Below are 15,120 nucleotides of genomic sequence, written 5' to 3'. Positions count from 1 at the left end.
TCCCGCCCGTCCCGGACGGGACTCAGGCGGGGCGCGCAGGCGCGCGGTAAGCCATCAGGCCGAGGGCCGGGCGAGGATGCGAATCCCCGACCAACCCTCGGCCTGATGCCTGATGCCTGATGCCTGATGCCGGACAGCGGCGGTCGGGCTAACCGGCGGCGGAGACACCCACGGTTTCGGTCACCGGTCGGTCAGCGCGGACAGGGGCCGGCTGGTCGTCCACGGACGACGTGGGCTGGGCACCCCGGCGAGGCAGGGCGATCGCGCTGAGCAGGGCCATCGCGACGGCGATCGCGCCGAGCAACACGGCGGGACGGGTGCCGTCGATGAAGCTGGCGGGCGAGTCGTATCCGCCGCGGGCGGCGAACACCGAGGACAGGACGGCGATGCCGAGCACCCCGCCGAGTTCGCGCAGGGCGTTGTTCGTCCCGGACGCCAACCCCTGGAACAGCTCGGGCACCACGCCGAGCGCGACGGTGGCGACGGGCACGAAGAACAGGGCCATCCCGATGCCGGAGATGACGAACGGTCCGACGAGCGCGCCGTAGCTCATGTGGTCGGACAGGACCAGGCCCATCCAGGCCAGGCCGATCGCGTTCAGGGCGAGCCCGGCCAGCAGCAGCGGTCGGCCACCGATGCGGTCGGAGACCGGGCCGGCGATCGGCGCGATCAGCAGCGGCATCGCCGTCCAGGGCAGGGTGCGGATACCGGCTTCCAGCGGCGAGTAGCCATAGACGTTCTGCAACGCCTGCGCCAGCAGGAAGATCGAACCGAACATGCCCATCGAGAACAGCAGGGCGGTGGCGTTCACCGCGGCGAACCCACGGATGCGGAACAGTGCCATCGGCAGCATCGGCGCCCCACCGGCCCGGGCGACCCGCAGCTCCCAGGCGACGAACGCGGCCACCCCGATCGCACCGGCGATGATGGAGGTCAGCACCGGTGTGCTCGTCCAGCCGTGTCCTTCGCCGCGGAGCAGCCCGAAGACGATCCCGAACAGACCCGCGCTGATCAGCGCGACCCCGGTAAGGTCAAGACGCGATGTGCTGACGCGCGACTCGGCCAGCGCGCGCAGGCCGATCGGCAGGGCGATCAGGCCCACGGGCACGTTCACCCAGAAGATCCACTGCCAGCTGACACCCTCGGTGATGGCGCCGCCGATCAGCGGTCCGACCGCGACGGCGAGCCCGGTCATCGCGCCCCAGATCCCGAGTGCCGCTCCACGTCGTTCCGGCGGGACGGCCGACGCGAGCAGCGTGAGCGTCAGCGGCAGCACGAACGCGGCCCCGACGCCCTGCACCGCCCGGGCGGCGATCAGCGCCTCGATGGACGGCGCGAGCGCCGCGGCGGCGCTACCCGCGGTGAAGACGGCGAGGCCGCCGAGGAACACCCGGCGTCGGCCGAGTCGATCCCCGAGCGCCGCCCCGGTGAGCAGCAGCACCGCGAACGGCAGGGTGTAGGCGTTGACGGTCCATTCCAGGCCTTCGAGGCCCGCGCCGAGATCGGTGCGGATCTGCGGGAGCGCCGTGGTGACCACGAGGTTGTCCAGGGACACCATGAACACGGCCAGGGAGGTCACGACGAGCATCCAGGCGGTGCTGGGGCGTCGGGTCACGACCGTTCTCCTTCCAGTGGGGGGCACTGCACGAACTGTTGTGAGTGCTCACTAGCCTCGGAAGGTAGTAAGCGACCACTACCTTCAAATGACGGACGTCGGGGCCTCGATGTGACAGGAAGGATCAGCGGGGAACGGCTGGGAGCTCGTCCACCGTGGAGGTCGGTCCAGTGCTGCTGGCGGGCCCAGTGCTGCTGGCGGGCCCAGTGCTGCTGGCGGGCCCAGTGCTGCCGTCGGGTTCGGTGCTGCCGTCGGGCTCGAGGAGGGGGTTGAGGAAGGTCGGGGAGCAGATGATCTGGGCCCACCGGTCGTCGACGGCGGAGAGATCCATCGCGACGCTCACGTTGATCAGCATCCCGTGGGCGAAGAAGAAGCGCAGCTCGTCCACCGGCAGCCCGGTGATCCGCTCCACCGTCTCCCACAGCCGCCGGAACCCGCTGCGTGTCGCGACCCGCACGTCCGGATCATAGCAGCCGGCGTAGGCGTGCAGCTGGGTGAGCAGGTAGGACCGGTCGGCGAGCAGCCCGGAGTAGGACTCCTTCATCGCGTCGAGGGCGGCCTTGCCGGTCCGCTCGCCCGCAACCTGCTCGAACAGTGCGGCGGTGCGGGCGAAGCTGCTCTCGACAACCGCGATGAACAGGGCCTTCTTCGTCGGGAACAGGCGGAACAGGTAGGGCTGCGAGATGCCGGCCCGGGTCGCGATCGCCTCGGTGGACGTGCCGGTCAGCCCGCCGTTGGCGAACTCCTCGACCGCGGCCGCGAGCACGCTCTCCCGCCGCTGCTGCGCGCTCATCCGCGCTCCGGTGCCGTCCGTCCGTGCTGCCATGAACCGTAAGGTAGTGGCCACTCACTACCTATGTCAACCCCGCCGCCGTCGACGGTTCCCGCGTCGACGGTTCCCGCGTCGACGGTTCCCGCGTCGACGGTTCCCGCGTCGACGGTTCCCGCGTCGACGGTTCCCGCGTCGACGGTTCCCGCGTCGACGGCACGGCGATCCAGGTGTGCCGCGCGACCGGTGGAGGGGCTGGTGGGAGAGGGGTTCCCATTTAACGACGAACATAGTCGTCGTAGAAACGTATGATGCTGGCTATGGTCGGCGACAGGTCCTCGCATGTCACGCCGCTGTCAGTGGCACGATCGCTGCGCCTGCTCGGCGAGCAGGTGTCGACCTGGCGGAAGCTGAACCGGCTGACCGCCGCGCAGGTCGCCGAGCGGGCCGGGATCTCACGGGACACTTTGCGCGCCATCGAGCAGGGCACGGGCACCGCGAGCACCGAGAACCTGTTCAGGGTGCTCCGCACCCTCGGGATCATGGAGGCCGTGGTCAGGGCCAGCGACCCGTACGAGACCGACGTCGGTCGACTACGCATGGACGAGATCCTTCCCAAGCGGGTACGACGCTGATGGCCGGGCGGGATCCTGTCGAGGTCACCGTCGAGCTCGACGGGCAGGAGACCGTCGCCGGAACGTTGTGGATCCACGACCGAGGCGGGCAGAGCGCCACGTTCCGATACGCCGACGGCTACCTGACCGACCCGTCCGGCTACGACCTCGACCCGGCGCTGACCAGAGCCGCCGGCGTGTTCCATACGCCGCCGGGGTCAGCCATGTTCAACGCGTTCGCCGACAGCGCCCCCGACCGCTGGGGTGAGAACCTCATGCGACGTGAGGAGCGGGAACGCGCCCGCGCCGCTGGGAGCACACCTCGCACTCTCGGCAAGGCTGACTTCCTTCTGGGCGTCCGAGACGACACCCGACAGGGAGGCGTCAGGTTCCGCAGGCCGGCAACCGCCACTTACTGTTCGACGCACCGGCACGCGGTCCCGCGGCTGGTCGACCTGGACCGACTGCTGCGAGCAGTCGACCGGGTCCGCGCGCAGGGTGACGTCGACCGTGACCTCGCGGACCTCATCGACGCAGGTAGCTCCCTCGGCGGCGCGCGCCCCAAGGCAGCGGTGCGGGACACGTCCGGACGGCTCTCGATCGCCAAGTTTCCGCGGGCGGCCAGCGACGAATGGGATGTGGCCGGTTGGGAGGAGGTGCAACTGCGACTCGCCCGTCGGGCGGGGTTGGCCGTGGCCGAATCGGAGCTACTGACCGTCGCCGGCCGGCACGTGCTACTCCTGAGCCGCTTCGACCGCATCGGCGGGAGACGTCTCGGGTTCGTCAGCGCCCTGACAATGCTGGAGGCCTCCGACGGAGACCTCCGCAGCTACCTCGAGATCGCCGAGGTGATCGAACGTCACTCACCGAGAGCCGGTGCCGACCTGCGTGAGCTTTACCGGCGGATCGTGTTCTCAGTCCTGACCGGGAACACCGACGACCATTTGCGTAATCACGCATTCCTGCGCGAGCGAGATGGCTGGGTGCTCTCTCCCGCCTACGACCTCAACCCCAACCCGGACAATCCGGCCCGGTTGAGTACGGCCATCGATCTCGACGACACCGACGCAAGCATCGACATCGCGCTGTCGGTGGGTTCCTACTTCCGCCTGTCACCACCGAGAGCCCGCGCTCTTGTCCGGGAAGTGGAGAACGCTACCGCGGGCTGGCGGTAGGCCGCTGCCGACCTGGGCATCCCGAAAAGCCAGGCCGACCGGATGGCGGTGGCCTACGACAGCGACCAGCGACGGATCGCGAGAGGGGGAATCCGGTGAAAGCGCACTCGGAAAGGATGACGCGAGGTGGATGACACCGCCTCCGCGGCGGATCTTCGGTGGTTCCTGGGGTTCATGGTGGTGCGAATGGCCTCGGAACTCCTGGCGACCGTGGTCATCAGTCGTCGCTGGGGAGCGCGGCCCGCCAGGGTGTTCGCCGTCTGCTCCGAGTCCGTACTCGTTATCGCGTTCGGCCTCTGGACGCTGATCTCATGGGGTGTGTGGTTTTTCCTCGCCTATCTGGTCGCCGAAGTGGTGTTTTCCACTGTCGCGGTGGTGCGCTGGTCGCGGGACCGACAACGAGCCGGGACGGCTTTTCACCACGATGCGCGCGAGGACTGAGAACCGCGGACAGCGCTTCGGTAGCCGGTTTCCTCTCCTGACCCGACCTTTCCGGCCGTCTTCAGTGGCGTGCCTGAACCGGTCGGCTGATCAGAAGGTGGAGGCCTCGGCGTGGATGTGGTGACGGCGCAGACCGGCGGCGCGCAGGGAGCGGACGGTGCTGGCGACCATGCCGGGGGGTCCGCAGACGTAGGCGTCGTGGTCGGCGAGGCGGGGGACCAGGGTGGTCAGCCGCTGGCAGGACAGGGGATCGTCCTGCTCGCCGGTGGGAGCCGGGCCGGTCAGGTAGTGGACGGTGGCATCGAGGTCGTCGGCGAGGTCGTCCAGTTCGCCGCGGAAGACGATCTGGTCGGCGCGTTCGGTGCGGTAGAGCAGGGTGATGTCGAGGGTGTCGTCGAGGTCCTCGAACAGGGCGCGCAGGGGAGCGATGCCCATCCCACCGGCGACGAGCAGGACCGGCCGGCGCGGGCGGGCCGTGGTGGTGAGCGCGCCGTAGGGGCCGGAGACCAGCAGCCACCGGCCGGGGGCGAGGCCGGCCATCGCGACGCTGTAGTCACCGACGGCCTTGACGGTGAACCGCAGCTCGTCCGACCGGGGGGCGGCGGACAGGGAGAACGGATGGGAATGCCACCACATCGGCCAGTCCAGGGGCCGCAACCGGAAGTACTGGCCGGGCCGCGCGCCCACCGCGTCCAGCATCCGTCCGGACACGATGATCGAGACGACGCCGTGCGTCTCCGGTTCGACGGCGGCGACGGTGAACTGGTGGCGCAACGTGAGCCGGACGGGGGCGAGCAGCCGGTACCAGGCGAAGACGCCCAGCGCCGCCAGGTGCAGCGCCGTCCACAGCACCCGGGCGGGGCTGGTGAGCAGGTCAGGGCCGTAGAGCTGATGCGCGAAGCTGATCACGATGGCGGGGTGGACGACCAGGTGCAGCAGATGCCACCAGCCGTACGGCATCGCCCGGCGCACCGCGGGCACCGAGGTGACCACCTCGACCAGCAGCAGTACCAGGCCGAGCACCGCCAGCCACAGGTACGGCAGGTCGACGACCAGCCCGATCAGCGCCGAGGCGAACGGGGTCCAGACACTCGCCGCGTTCGAGGCGATCGCCAGCACCGCGTGCGCGACGATCAACGCCAGGAACGACAGCCCGCAGCCCACATGGATCAGCCGCGCCGGCCGCATCGCCACCGTCTGCTCGAACCAGGGCAGGCGCGCGGCCAGCAGCACCTGGACGACCCCCAGGTAGCCCGCGACCAGCCCACACAGGCGTGCCGCGGCACCCGATCCGCCGCCCGGGCCGGCCAGTGGTCGGTGCAGCACCCGGTAGGCCCACCAGCCGGCGACGATCAGTGCGCCACCGGTGACGAGCCCGACCACGACCGTCGACGGACGTAACGCCCGAACGGTCGACATGGCCCCAAACTAACCCGCGACCTGCGCCGCCACGACCCCGGGGCAGGGGCCGCTCCGCTCAGACGGGGAGGGTGGCGACGCCGGGTGGGGTGAAGCGTTCGCCGGTGACGGCCTCGCTGACACCGGTGCGATCCAGGTACGGCGTGATGCCACCAAGATGGAACGGCCAACCGGCGCCGAGGATCATGCACAGGTCGATGTCGGGTGCCTCGGCGACGACCTTCTCCGCGAGCATCAGGTGGATCTCCTCGGCGAGCGCCCGCAGCGCCGCTTCACGCACCTCGGCCGCACTCGGCGCCACCGTCGACCCGCCACCGCTGCCGTTACCGTTGGCGGTGCTGGTGGACGTCCGACCCGCCGCGACGGCGGCGCGCAGGGCGGCGGCGGCCTCGGGATCGATGGTCTGTGTGCCATCCGGGCCAGCGGTGTAGATGCTGCCCTTGCCGGCCTCGACGAGCCGCGCGAGGCTCGACGGTTCGCGGAAACGGTCGGGGAAGGCGGTGTGCAGCGTCTCGGCCACGTGCAGGGCGACCGGCGGTCCGACCAGGGCCAGCAGCGTCAGCGGGGACATCGGCAGGCCGAGTGGGTCCAGGGCGTGGTCGACCTCGTCGAGCGGGGTGCCCTGCTCGGCGGCGGCGAGCACCTCGCCGAGGAAGCGGGTGAGCAGCCGGTTCACCACGAACGCCGGCTGGTCGGCGACCAGCACCGCGTTCTTCTTCAGGGCCTTGGCCACCGCCAGCGTGGTGGCGACGGTCGCGTCGTCGGTGCGTTCGGCCCGGACGACCTCGACCAGCGGCAGCACCGCCACCGGGTTGAAGAAGTGCAGCCCGGCGACCCGCTCGGGATGCGCCAGGTGCGTCGCCATCTCGCTCACCGACAGCGCCGAGGTGTTCGTGAGCAGCACCGCCTGCGGTGAGACGACCGCCTCGAGTTCGGCGAAGACCTTCTGCTTGATGGACAGGTCCTCGAAGACGGCCTCGATGACGAGGTCGGCGTCGGCGAAGGCGTCCTTGGTCAGGGAACCGGTGACGTTCGCCTTGTACCGGCCGGCCTGGTCGGCGGTGATCCGGCGGCGTAGCAGCAGGTTGTCGATCTCCCGGTGGACGGCGGCGACCCCGGCGTCCAGCCGGGTGGCGTCCAGGTCGGTGAGCACGACCGGAACCTCGAGGCGATGCGCGAAGACCAGCGCCAGCTGGGACGCCATCAACCCGGCCCCGACCACTCCGACCTTCGTCACCGGCCGGGCGAGTGCCGGGTCGGGCCCGCCGACCGGGCGCCGGGCCCGCTTCTGCACCAGGTCGAACGCGTACAGCCCGGCGACCAGCTCCCCGGAGACGGACAGATCCGCGAGGGCCTGCGTCTCCGCCTCGAAACCGTCGGCCCGGGTGGCCGTCTCGGCGAGCGCGATCAGGTCAAGAGCCCGGTAGGGGGCGGGGGCCGCGCCGTGCAGCCGTCCGTCGGCGAGTTCGTGGCCGGCGGAGATGGCGGCAGCCCACGCGGCGCTGCGTTCCACCGGGGTGCGCGCGGCCACCGGGTCGATCTCGCCGCGCAGCACCCGTCCGACCCAGGTCAGCGCCTCCTCGAGGAAGTCGGCCGGTTCCAGCAGCACATCGCCAAGGCCGAGCTCGAACGCCTGCGGCCCCTTCAGCATCCGGTTCTGGCTGAGCGGGTTGTCCAGGATAATTTTGATCGCTCGCTGCGGCCCGACCAGGTTCGGCAGCAGCTGGCTGCCACCCCACGCCGGCACCAGACCGAGGAACACCTCCGGCAGCGCGAGCATCGGGATACCCGAGGACAGCGCCCGGTAGTCGCAGTGCAGCGCGAGCTCCAGGCCACCACCCAACACCGCCCCGTTGACCAGGGCGAACGTCGGCACTCGACGTTCACCGAGGCGACCAGAGCCCAACCGGACGAACGCCTCGTGACCGAGGCGCCCGAGCGCCTCGAGCGCGGGCCGCACCGCGGCCGGATCGGTGATCGACGAACGGAACGCCAGATCGGCGCCGACGGCGAAGATGAACGGTTTGCCGGTCACCGCGATCGCGGCCACCGGCGGCTGGTGCGCCTCGATCTCGTCCACCGCGGTGAGGATGCCGCGCAGGCCGGCCGGGCCGAACGTGCTCGGCCGGGTGTGGTCCAGGCCGTTGTCCAGGGTGACGAGCGCGACCGGCCCCGCCACCCCGGGCAGCGTCACATAACGGACGTGGGTCGCGGTGACCACCTCGTCCGGGAATTCCAGCGTGACCTCGTCGTCGCTCATGACGCCTCTCCTGAAGGCTCGCGGGGTGCAGGCTCGCGCGGTACGGACTCGCGGATACGGACTCGCCGGCATGCGCGGTACCGGCGGCGGGCTCAGCCCGCGTCGCCGCCGGAGGTGACGGCCGGGTGGTGGGGGTTCTCCCAGATCGTGGTCGCGCCCATCCCCAGCCCGACGCACATCGCGGTCAGGCCGTAACGCACCTCGGGATGCTCGACGAAGTGGCGCGCCAGCTGCGTCATCAGCCGCACCCCACTGGACGCCAGCGGATGCCCCAGCGCGATCGCACCGCCGTACGGATTGACCCGCGGATCCTCGTCGGCGATGCCGAAATGGTCCAGGAAGGCGAGTACCTGCACGGCGAACGCCTCGTTGAGCTCGAACAACCCGATGTCGTCGATCGACAGGCCGGTGCGGGCCAGCGCCCGCTCGGTGGACGGGATCGGTCCGATCCCCATCACATCGGGGCCGACGCCGGTGAACCCGTAGCCGACCAGGCGCATCTTCGCCGGCAGGCCGAGCTCCGCGGCGACCTCGGCGGCGGCGAGCACACAGCCGGTCGCCCCGTCGTTGATGCCCGCGGCGTTACCGGCGGTCACGCGGCCATGCGGACGAAACGGGGTCCGCAGCCCCGCCAGACCCTCAAGGGTGGTGGACGGGCGCGGCGGCTCGTCGGTGGTGACCAGATCCCAGCCGGTGTCGGCGTGGCGTGCCGCCATCGGCACCAGATCCGGCTGGATCTGGCCGTTCGCGTAGGCCTTCGCCACCTTCTCCTGGGACGCGAGGGCGTACGCGTCGGCCCGCGCCCGGGTGATCGCCGGGAAGCGGTCGTGCAGGTTCTCCGCCGTCGACCCCATGATCAGCGCGGACGGGTCGACGAGCCGCTCGGCGATGAACCGCGGGTTGATGTCGGCGCCCTCACCCATCGGATGGCGACCCATGTGCTCGACCCCGCCGGCGATCGCCACGTCGTAGGCGCCCACGGCGATGGACGACGCGGTCGTGGTCACCGCGGTGACGGCCCCGGCGCACATCCGGTCGACGGAGTAGCCGGGCACCGACTCGGGCAGGCCGGCGAGGATCGCGGCCGTACGCCCGATGGTCAGGCCCTGGTCACCGATCTGCGTGGTGGCGGCGATCGCCACCTCGTCGACCCGCGCCGCCGGCAGCGACGGATTACGCCGTAGCAGCTCCCGGATCACCCGGACGATCAGATCGTCCGCCCGGGTCTCGGCATACACACCCTTGGCCTTGCCGAACGGCGTGCGAACACCGTCGACGAAGACCACATCACGCACCTGGCCGCGGGCTGAACCGAACACGCTGGCCTCCCTGCCGGCAGCGCCCAGCCGCCGACTGCTCGCCGAGGAAGCCGACCGGCCACGATCGGCACCGGCGTGGACGCTGTGCCGGCACGGGCCATCCTACGCCCGAGGTTACCCACGGGTAGGAAGTTGCCCGCTATGCCCCGGGCGAGGTTCCCGCCGCCCCCGAGGACCCACCGGGCGGCCTGGTCTCGTGCGCGGGCGGAGCCCCATGTGCCGCCGTTCCGCGCCCGCCGCGCCCACCGCGCCCGCCGCCGCGGGTGCGCGTACGTTCGGAGCCCCCACCCGCACCCCGGCTGGACGAACGGACACCCGTGCGATCCACCGACCGACCCGCGGCCTCGGCCTCCCCGCCCCCGGCGTCGGCCGCCACGGTCGCCCCGTCCCGACCGCCGGTTTCGGCCCCGGTGCCAACCCCGGCCTCGGTGCCAGCGTCGGCTTCAGCGCCAGGGCCGGTCTCAGCGCCGGCCGCGCCACGGGCGGGCCTGGCCTCGGGGGGTGGGTCGACCAGGGCTGCCAGCAGGACCTCGGCGGTGAGTTCACACTGCCAGGGACGGGCCCCACCGGCGACCAGCGCGCCACGCACCGCGGGGCCGGCCAGCGGGCGCGGTGGCGACCAGGCGAGCCGCCGGGACAGCGCTGGTTCGAGCAGGTTCTCCACCGGCATGGTGTGCGTGGCCGCGACCGCCGCCAGAGCGGCCCGTACCCGGGCCAGCCGGGCCGCGGCCACCGGGTCCCGTTCGGCCCAGCGGTTGGCCGGGGGAAGCCCGTCGCCACTGGGACCAGCCGGCGCCGGCAGCGCGTCGTCGGGCAGCGCGGCGGCACCGCGCAGCGCGTCCATCCAGGTGCTGGCGGTGCGTCGGATGCGGGGGCCGGAGAAGATCGGCAGCCGGATCAGGGCCGTGGCGTCGGTGGGGGCGTTGAGGACCGCGTCCATGATGGCGCTGTCGGGCAGGACCCGGCCGGGGGCGACGTCACGGGTGCGGGCGAGCCTGTCCCGCGCGGTCCACATGGCGCGCACGGCGGCGAGCTGACGGCGGGTACGGGCGCGGTGGATGCCGCTGGTGCGCCGCCAGGGTTCGGCCCGCGGTTCGCGTGGGGGCGCGGCCGCGATCGCGGCGAACTCCTGGTGGGCGAACTCGATCTTGCTCTGTTCGTGCAGCTCGGCCTCGAGCGCGTCGCGCAGTTCGACGAGTAGTTCCACGTCGAGAGCCGCGTACCGCAGCCATGGCTCGGGCAGCGGGCGGGTCGACCAGTCGGCGGCCGAATGCCCCTTCTCCAAGCCGAAGCCGAGCACCCGCTCGACCATCATGCCCAGGCCCACCCGCTCGTAGCCGAGCAGCCGGCCGGCGAGCTCGGTGTCGAACAGCACCGTCGGACGCAATCCCAGCTCGGCCAGGCAGGGCAGGTCCTGGCTGGCGGCGTGCAGCACCCACTCGGCGTCGCCCACCGCCGCCTGGATGATCGACAGCTCGCCCAGGGCGATCGGGTCGAGCAGCAGCGAACCCGTGCCGCGGCGGCGGATCTGGATCAGGTACGCCCGCTGGCTGTAGCGGTAGCCGGACGCGCGTTCGGCGTCGAAGGCGACCGGGCCGGTGCCGGCGGCGAGCCGGTCGGCCGCCGCGGCGAGCTCCGCGGCCTCGGTGAGCACGGGAGGGACACCGTCGGCGGGCACGAGCAGCGGGATGGTCTCGCGGGCGCTGCTGTTGGGCTCACCCTCCACGTTTGCGCTTACACCCCCGCTGACCTGCTCTGTTGGATCTGGAACCGTCGCCGTCACGATCGGCGATCGTACGTCTGAATGCTCGCGGAGGCAGCTGCGCTGTTCAGCGAATCGCGCTGATTATACGCATGGTGGCGGGTCTGCCTGTTACAATGGCCAGATCGATTCACCCCGCGCGACGGGCCCGTTCGGGCCGGTCGCCGGCTCGTCGAACGTCTGGGCTTACGTCTCAGGCGCTTCGCTGCGGCAGCGGCACCACACCGGACAACGCCGGTGGCAGCCCGGCCATCGCGGCGAGCAGATCGCCGAACGCCAGCACCTGGGCGATGGCGTCGGCCGGGTTCCACGGCGGCGCCGGTCCGTCGGTGCCGGCCAGGGTTCCTTCGGGGGGCAGCGTGCCCTCCAGCGCCCAGTCGGGCGACCAGGAGCAGCGCAGCTCCACGTCGAAGGTGTCACCCTCGGCTCGCAGCACTCCCATCCGCCGCGACGAGGTCGTCGTCACCGTGCCGCCCAGCACCCGCGCCTGGGCCCCGTGGGCGGCCAGCGCCTCACCCAGCCACGACCAGGTCACCTCGGCCAGCAGCGGGTCGGCGGCGATCTCCGCGTCGATCCCGGCCCGGGCATAGCAGACGATCCGCGAGGTGCCCTGCCAGGCGGGCTGCCCGTCCGGATCCATGAGGACGACCAGCCGGCCGGTCGCGACATCGGCGCTGTCGCCGGTCAGGCCGCCGGCCAACGCGAAGGCGAAGGGAGCGAGCCGGGTCGGCGCGCTCACCTCATGCACGGTGATCTCCGGGCGCAGCCGCCCGATACCGGTGCGCATGGCGTCGGCGACCGCGTGAAAGAGCTGCGGGCTCGGCGTGTACGACTGCGCGGCCCCCATGACGGCAACGGTAGGACGTCGACCTTGATCGCGCTGTGCGGACGTCGGAGCGTGTGGGTTCGACCCCGTTGTGTGTGGCCGGTTGCCGCGGCGTAGCGGGGTGGCCGTGCGGTCATAGGTCGGGTGCGCAACGGGGCTGTGCAGGCTCGCGCCGGAATCCGCCGGACTGTGCAGACTCACGCCGGAATCCGCGGGGCGGACCGCTCCCGCCCACGCGCCGCCGTCTCCCGGGTCCCTGTCTCCCGGGTCCCTGTCTCCCGGGTCCCTGTCTCCCGGGTCCCTGTCTCCCGGGTCGTCGTCTCCCGCACGGACGGCTCACGGACGAGGACCCCGTCGCGCCCGGCGTGGCCGCGCCTGTGGCCGCGGATGTTCGGCGTCGGTCCGATCAGCACGGCCGATCCGCATCCGGTGCAGGCCCACTCCGGACAGTCCGCGCCGTGCCCGTCCAGGCAGGGCGGCCGCTCGAACGACCGCTCGTCGCCGCAGACCACGCAGTCGAGCACGATCTGATCGTCGAGATCCACCCGGATCCGTTCCACCTGCGTCTCACTCCCCGCTCGCCGGCCCGTCGCGGTCATCGGAAATCCACCGGCGCAGGAACCAGGAACACGGATCAACGTGCACCTCTGTCCACTTTCCGACCGGACAGACGGTGCCACGGCAGACGTAAATGTCCGCGCATTCCTCGCGGCGTGTCGCGTGAGCCCGTCTCGGTCGGGTGTGGGCGTGACGTCCCTGCTCGGGCGACTCGCGACGTTCGTACCCCGACGTCGTCCGCCGGCGGCGGGCCCGGTCGTCTCCGACCAGGCTGACTCTCGGTAGCGGCCTTGCGGGGGGCTGCCCCCATCGTCTGGACGGGTGACCGGCGGATGGGTCGCCGTGGTCGCCTTCGAGGCCGAGGCGCCACCGCCGGTCCGGCCGGGTAAACCCGGGTCGTCGTGGTCAGGTCCGGGGTCGATGGGCCGACCACGACGACCCGGGTGGGCGATCCGGCGCACCGGACCGTTCGGCCACGGTCACTTCGGAGCGTGATCGAAGGTCCGGTCCGCGTGGAGCGGGTCGAGGCTGGGGGAGGGGGTCAGGGCCGGCCGGCGGCGGGTGCGGGGCGAGGGGAGGAGTCGGCGGTGAACGCGGGACCGCCGGGGGTACCCGGTGCGCCGGGGCGCAGCCAGCGCCGTTCGACGAAGAACGGTGCCACCGGCAGCACCGACGCCACGAGGGCGAGGACGGTGCGTCGGCGGGGCCAGCGCCCGGCGAAGGCGAGATAGCCGACGAGGGCGCAGTAGGTCAGGAAGAGAACGCCGTGGATCGGCCCGAGCACCCGGACGCCGCCGGGATGGTCCGCCGCGTACTTGATCACGGTGGCGACGAGCAGGAGCAGGAAGGACGTCGCCTCGGCGAGGGAGACCGCTCGGGCGGCGGTCAGGATCGAGGAGCCGCTGGGGGATGCCTGACCGGTCATCGGTGACCTCTCCGTCGTGGTGCGTGGAATCGCATCGTGGGCTGGGTGGTGGGCTGGGTGGTGATGCGTGGCGGTCATGGTCGGGCGGGTGGCGGTCCGCCTGGGCGGAGAGCCGATTGCGTCACATTCGGTCATTCGAGGTTCGCGCGGCCCGCGCAGCTCCCGGCCGTGGGTCGGGCGGAGGGAAACGGCGCAGACCAGGGTGTTCTTCTACTGAGAGTAGAAGATAGTCGACGTCCAGAGGGCGGCCGGAACACCATCGTGAGCATGCCGACGCCACGGCTCACCCGCGCGGGCCAGCCCGCCTGAGCCCGGTCGCACCCGCACTGTCGCGGCGGGCATGCAACGATCGAGGCATGTCTGTCGTCCACATCGACGCCGGCGCCGCTGTCGGTGCGCGGCGGCCGGATCTCGCAGCCACGGCTGCGTTCCTGCGTGCCTGCCGCGGTGAGCGGCCCGCGACCACACCCGTGTGGTTCATGCGCCAGGCCGGCCGGGTGCTGCCCGAGTACCGCAGGCTACGGGCCGGTATCCCGATGCTTGACTCCTGCCGCGACCCGGAGCTGATCACCGAGATCACCATGCAGCCGGTGCGGCGGTTCCGCCCGGACGCCGCGATCTTCTTCTCCGACATCGTCGTGCCACTGGTCGCCCTCGGGCTCGACATCGACATCGTGGCCGGTGTCGGGCCGGTCGTCGCCGAGCCGGTGCGGGACGCGGCCGGTGTGGCGCGGCTGCGCGAGCTGGTGGCCGACGACGTCCCCTACATCGCCGACGGCGTCCGCTCGCTGCTGCGCGAGCTGGGCGACACGCCGCTGATCGGTTTCGCCGGAGCGCCGTTCACCCTGGCCAGCTACCTGGTCGAGGGCGGGCCGAGCCGCAACCATCTGCGCACCAAGGAACTGATGTACAGCGAGCCGAAGCTCTGGCACGATCTGCTCGACCGGCTGGCCGGGATCACCACGGCGTTCCTGCGGGTCCAGGTCGACGCCGGGGTGGACGCGATCCAGCTGTTCGACTCCTGGGCGGGCGCGCTCAGCGAGGCGGACTACCGTCGTTACGTGGCCCCGCACAGTGCGAAGGTGCTCGGCGCGTTCGCCGGGCAGGTGCCCCGTATCCACTTCGGGGTCAACACCGGTGAACTACTCGGTGCGATGGGCGAGGTCGGCGCGGACGTGGTCGGCGTCGACTGGCGGGTCCCGCTGGACGTGGCGGCCCGCCGGGTCGGCCCGCACCGCGCGGTGCAGGGCAACCTGGACCCGGCGGCCGTCTTCGCCCCGCACGACGTGCTGGACGCGAAGATCCGGGATGTGCTGGCGCGTGGCACGGCGGCGCCGGGGCACGTGTTCAACCTCGGGCACGGTGTGCTGCCCGAGACGGACCCGGGCGTGCTCGCGCACATCGTGGACGTCGTCCACGCGGGTTGATCCAGGTGCT

General features: G+C 71.7%; 13 protein-coding genes. 4 read left to right on the top strand and 9 right to left on the bottom strand.

Translation table 11 applies throughout. The features are described 5' to 3' along the window. Positions 1-148 precede the first annotated feature (148 nt). Positions 149-1,588 carry a DHA2 family efflux MFS transporter permease subunit gene (locus G6R24_RS04155; RefSeq protein WP_163547842.1) on the bottom strand — a complete coding sequence of 480 codons (1,440 nt, stop codon included), beginning with the start codon at positions 1,586-1,588 and terminating at the stop codon, positions 149-151. 151 nt (positions 1,589-1,739) lie between these two features. After that, positions 1,740-2,408, bottom strand: coding sequence for a TetR/AcrR family transcriptional regulator (locus G6R24_RS04150; protein WP_225438098.1), 669 nt, complete (start codon positions 2,406-2,408; stop codon positions 1,740-1,742). Positions 2,409-2,704: 296 nt separating this feature from the next. Here G6R24_RS04150 and G6R24_RS04145 point away from each other — a divergent pair, with 296 nt between their 5' ends. From G6R24_RS04145 to G6R24_RS04135, 3 genes are all read left to right on the top strand, one after another. Then, positions 2,705-3,019 carry a helix-turn-helix domain-containing protein gene (locus G6R24_RS04145; RefSeq protein ID WP_175084519.1) on the top strand — a complete coding sequence of 105 codons (315 nt, stop codon included), beginning with the start codon at positions 2,705-2,707 and terminating at the stop codon, positions 3,017-3,019. After that, on the top strand, positions 3,019-4,173 hold the full coding sequence (locus tag G6R24_RS04140) for a type II toxin-antitoxin system HipA family toxin (RefSeq protein ID WP_225438097.1): 1,155 nt from the start codon (positions 3,019-3,021) through the stop codon (positions 4,171-4,173). Before G6R24_RS04145 ends, G6R24_RS04140 begins: the two co-directional genes overlap by 1 nt. Before the next feature lie 126 nt (positions 4,174-4,299). Next, positions 4,300-4,614, top strand: a complete 315-nt coding sequence (locus G6R24_RS04135; RefSeq protein WP_163547837.1) for a hypothetical protein — start codon at positions 4,300-4,302, stop codon at positions 4,612-4,614. A 90-nt stretch (positions 4,615-4,704) separates the two neighbouring features. Here the strand turns inward: G6R24_RS04135 and G6R24_RS04130 are convergent, their stop codons facing one another. The 7 genes from G6R24_RS04130 to G6R24_RS04100 form a co-directional block, all read right to left on the bottom strand. Beyond that, entirely contained in the window at positions 4,705-6,033 is a 1,329-nt protein-coding gene (locus G6R24_RS04130; protein ID WP_163547836.1) for a ferredoxin reductase family protein, read from the bottom strand. A gap of 58 nt (positions 6,034-6,091) precedes the next feature. Then, positions 6,092-8,293, bottom strand: coding sequence for a 3-hydroxyacyl-CoA dehydrogenase NAD-binding domain-containing protein (locus G6R24_RS04125; RefSeq protein WP_163547835.1), 2,202 nt, complete (start codon positions 8,291-8,293; stop codon positions 6,092-6,094). Between the two features lie 92 nt (positions 8,294-8,385). Next, the gene (locus G6R24_RS04120) at positions 8,386-9,612 is read right to left on the bottom strand and encodes a thiolase family protein (protein ID WP_163547834.1); all 1,227 of its coding nucleotides are present in this window, start codon (positions 9,610-9,612) and stop codon (positions 8,386-8,388) included. A gap of 139 nt (positions 9,613-9,751) precedes the next feature. Then, a complete protein-coding gene (locus tag G6R24_RS04115; RefSeq protein ID WP_420811340.1) occupies positions 9,752-11,395 on the bottom strand; it encodes an HRDC domain-containing protein in 1,644 nt (547 codons plus the stop codon). Between the two features lie 172 nt (positions 11,396-11,567). Further along, positions 11,568-12,221: a DUF3000 domain-containing protein gene (locus G6R24_RS04110; RefSeq protein WP_163547833.1), complete on the bottom strand. Its 654-nt coding sequence runs from the start codon at positions 12,219-12,221 to the stop codon at positions 11,568-11,570. Positions 12,222-12,397: 176 nt separating this feature from the next. Then, entirely contained in the window at positions 12,398-12,799 is a 402-nt protein-coding gene (locus tag G6R24_RS04105; RefSeq protein ID WP_163547819.1) for a hypothetical protein, read from the bottom strand. Positions 12,800-13,299: 500 nt separating this feature from the next. Continuing rightward, positions 13,300-13,683, bottom strand: coding sequence for a DUF3817 domain-containing protein (locus G6R24_RS04100; RefSeq protein ID WP_163547832.1), 384 nt, complete (start codon positions 13,681-13,683; stop codon positions 13,300-13,302). A gap of 356 nt (positions 13,684-14,039) precedes the next feature. Between G6R24_RS04100 and hemE the strand changes: the two genes are divergently transcribed. Next, complete coding sequence (gene hemE / locus G6R24_RS04095) at positions 14,040-15,110, top strand: uroporphyrinogen decarboxylase (protein WP_163547831.1); 1,071 nt, start codon at positions 14,040-14,042, stop codon at positions 15,108-15,110. The last annotated feature ends 10 nt before the right edge of the window (positions 15,111-15,120 follow it).

The organism is Candidatus Frankia nodulisporulans, from assembly GCF_902806475.1.
Lineage (GTDB): Bacteria > Actinomycetota > Actinomycetes > Frankiales > Frankiaceae > Frankia > Frankia umida.
Note: the sequence above shows the minus strand (reverse complement) of the source record. Positions and strands in the feature narration are given on the sequence as shown.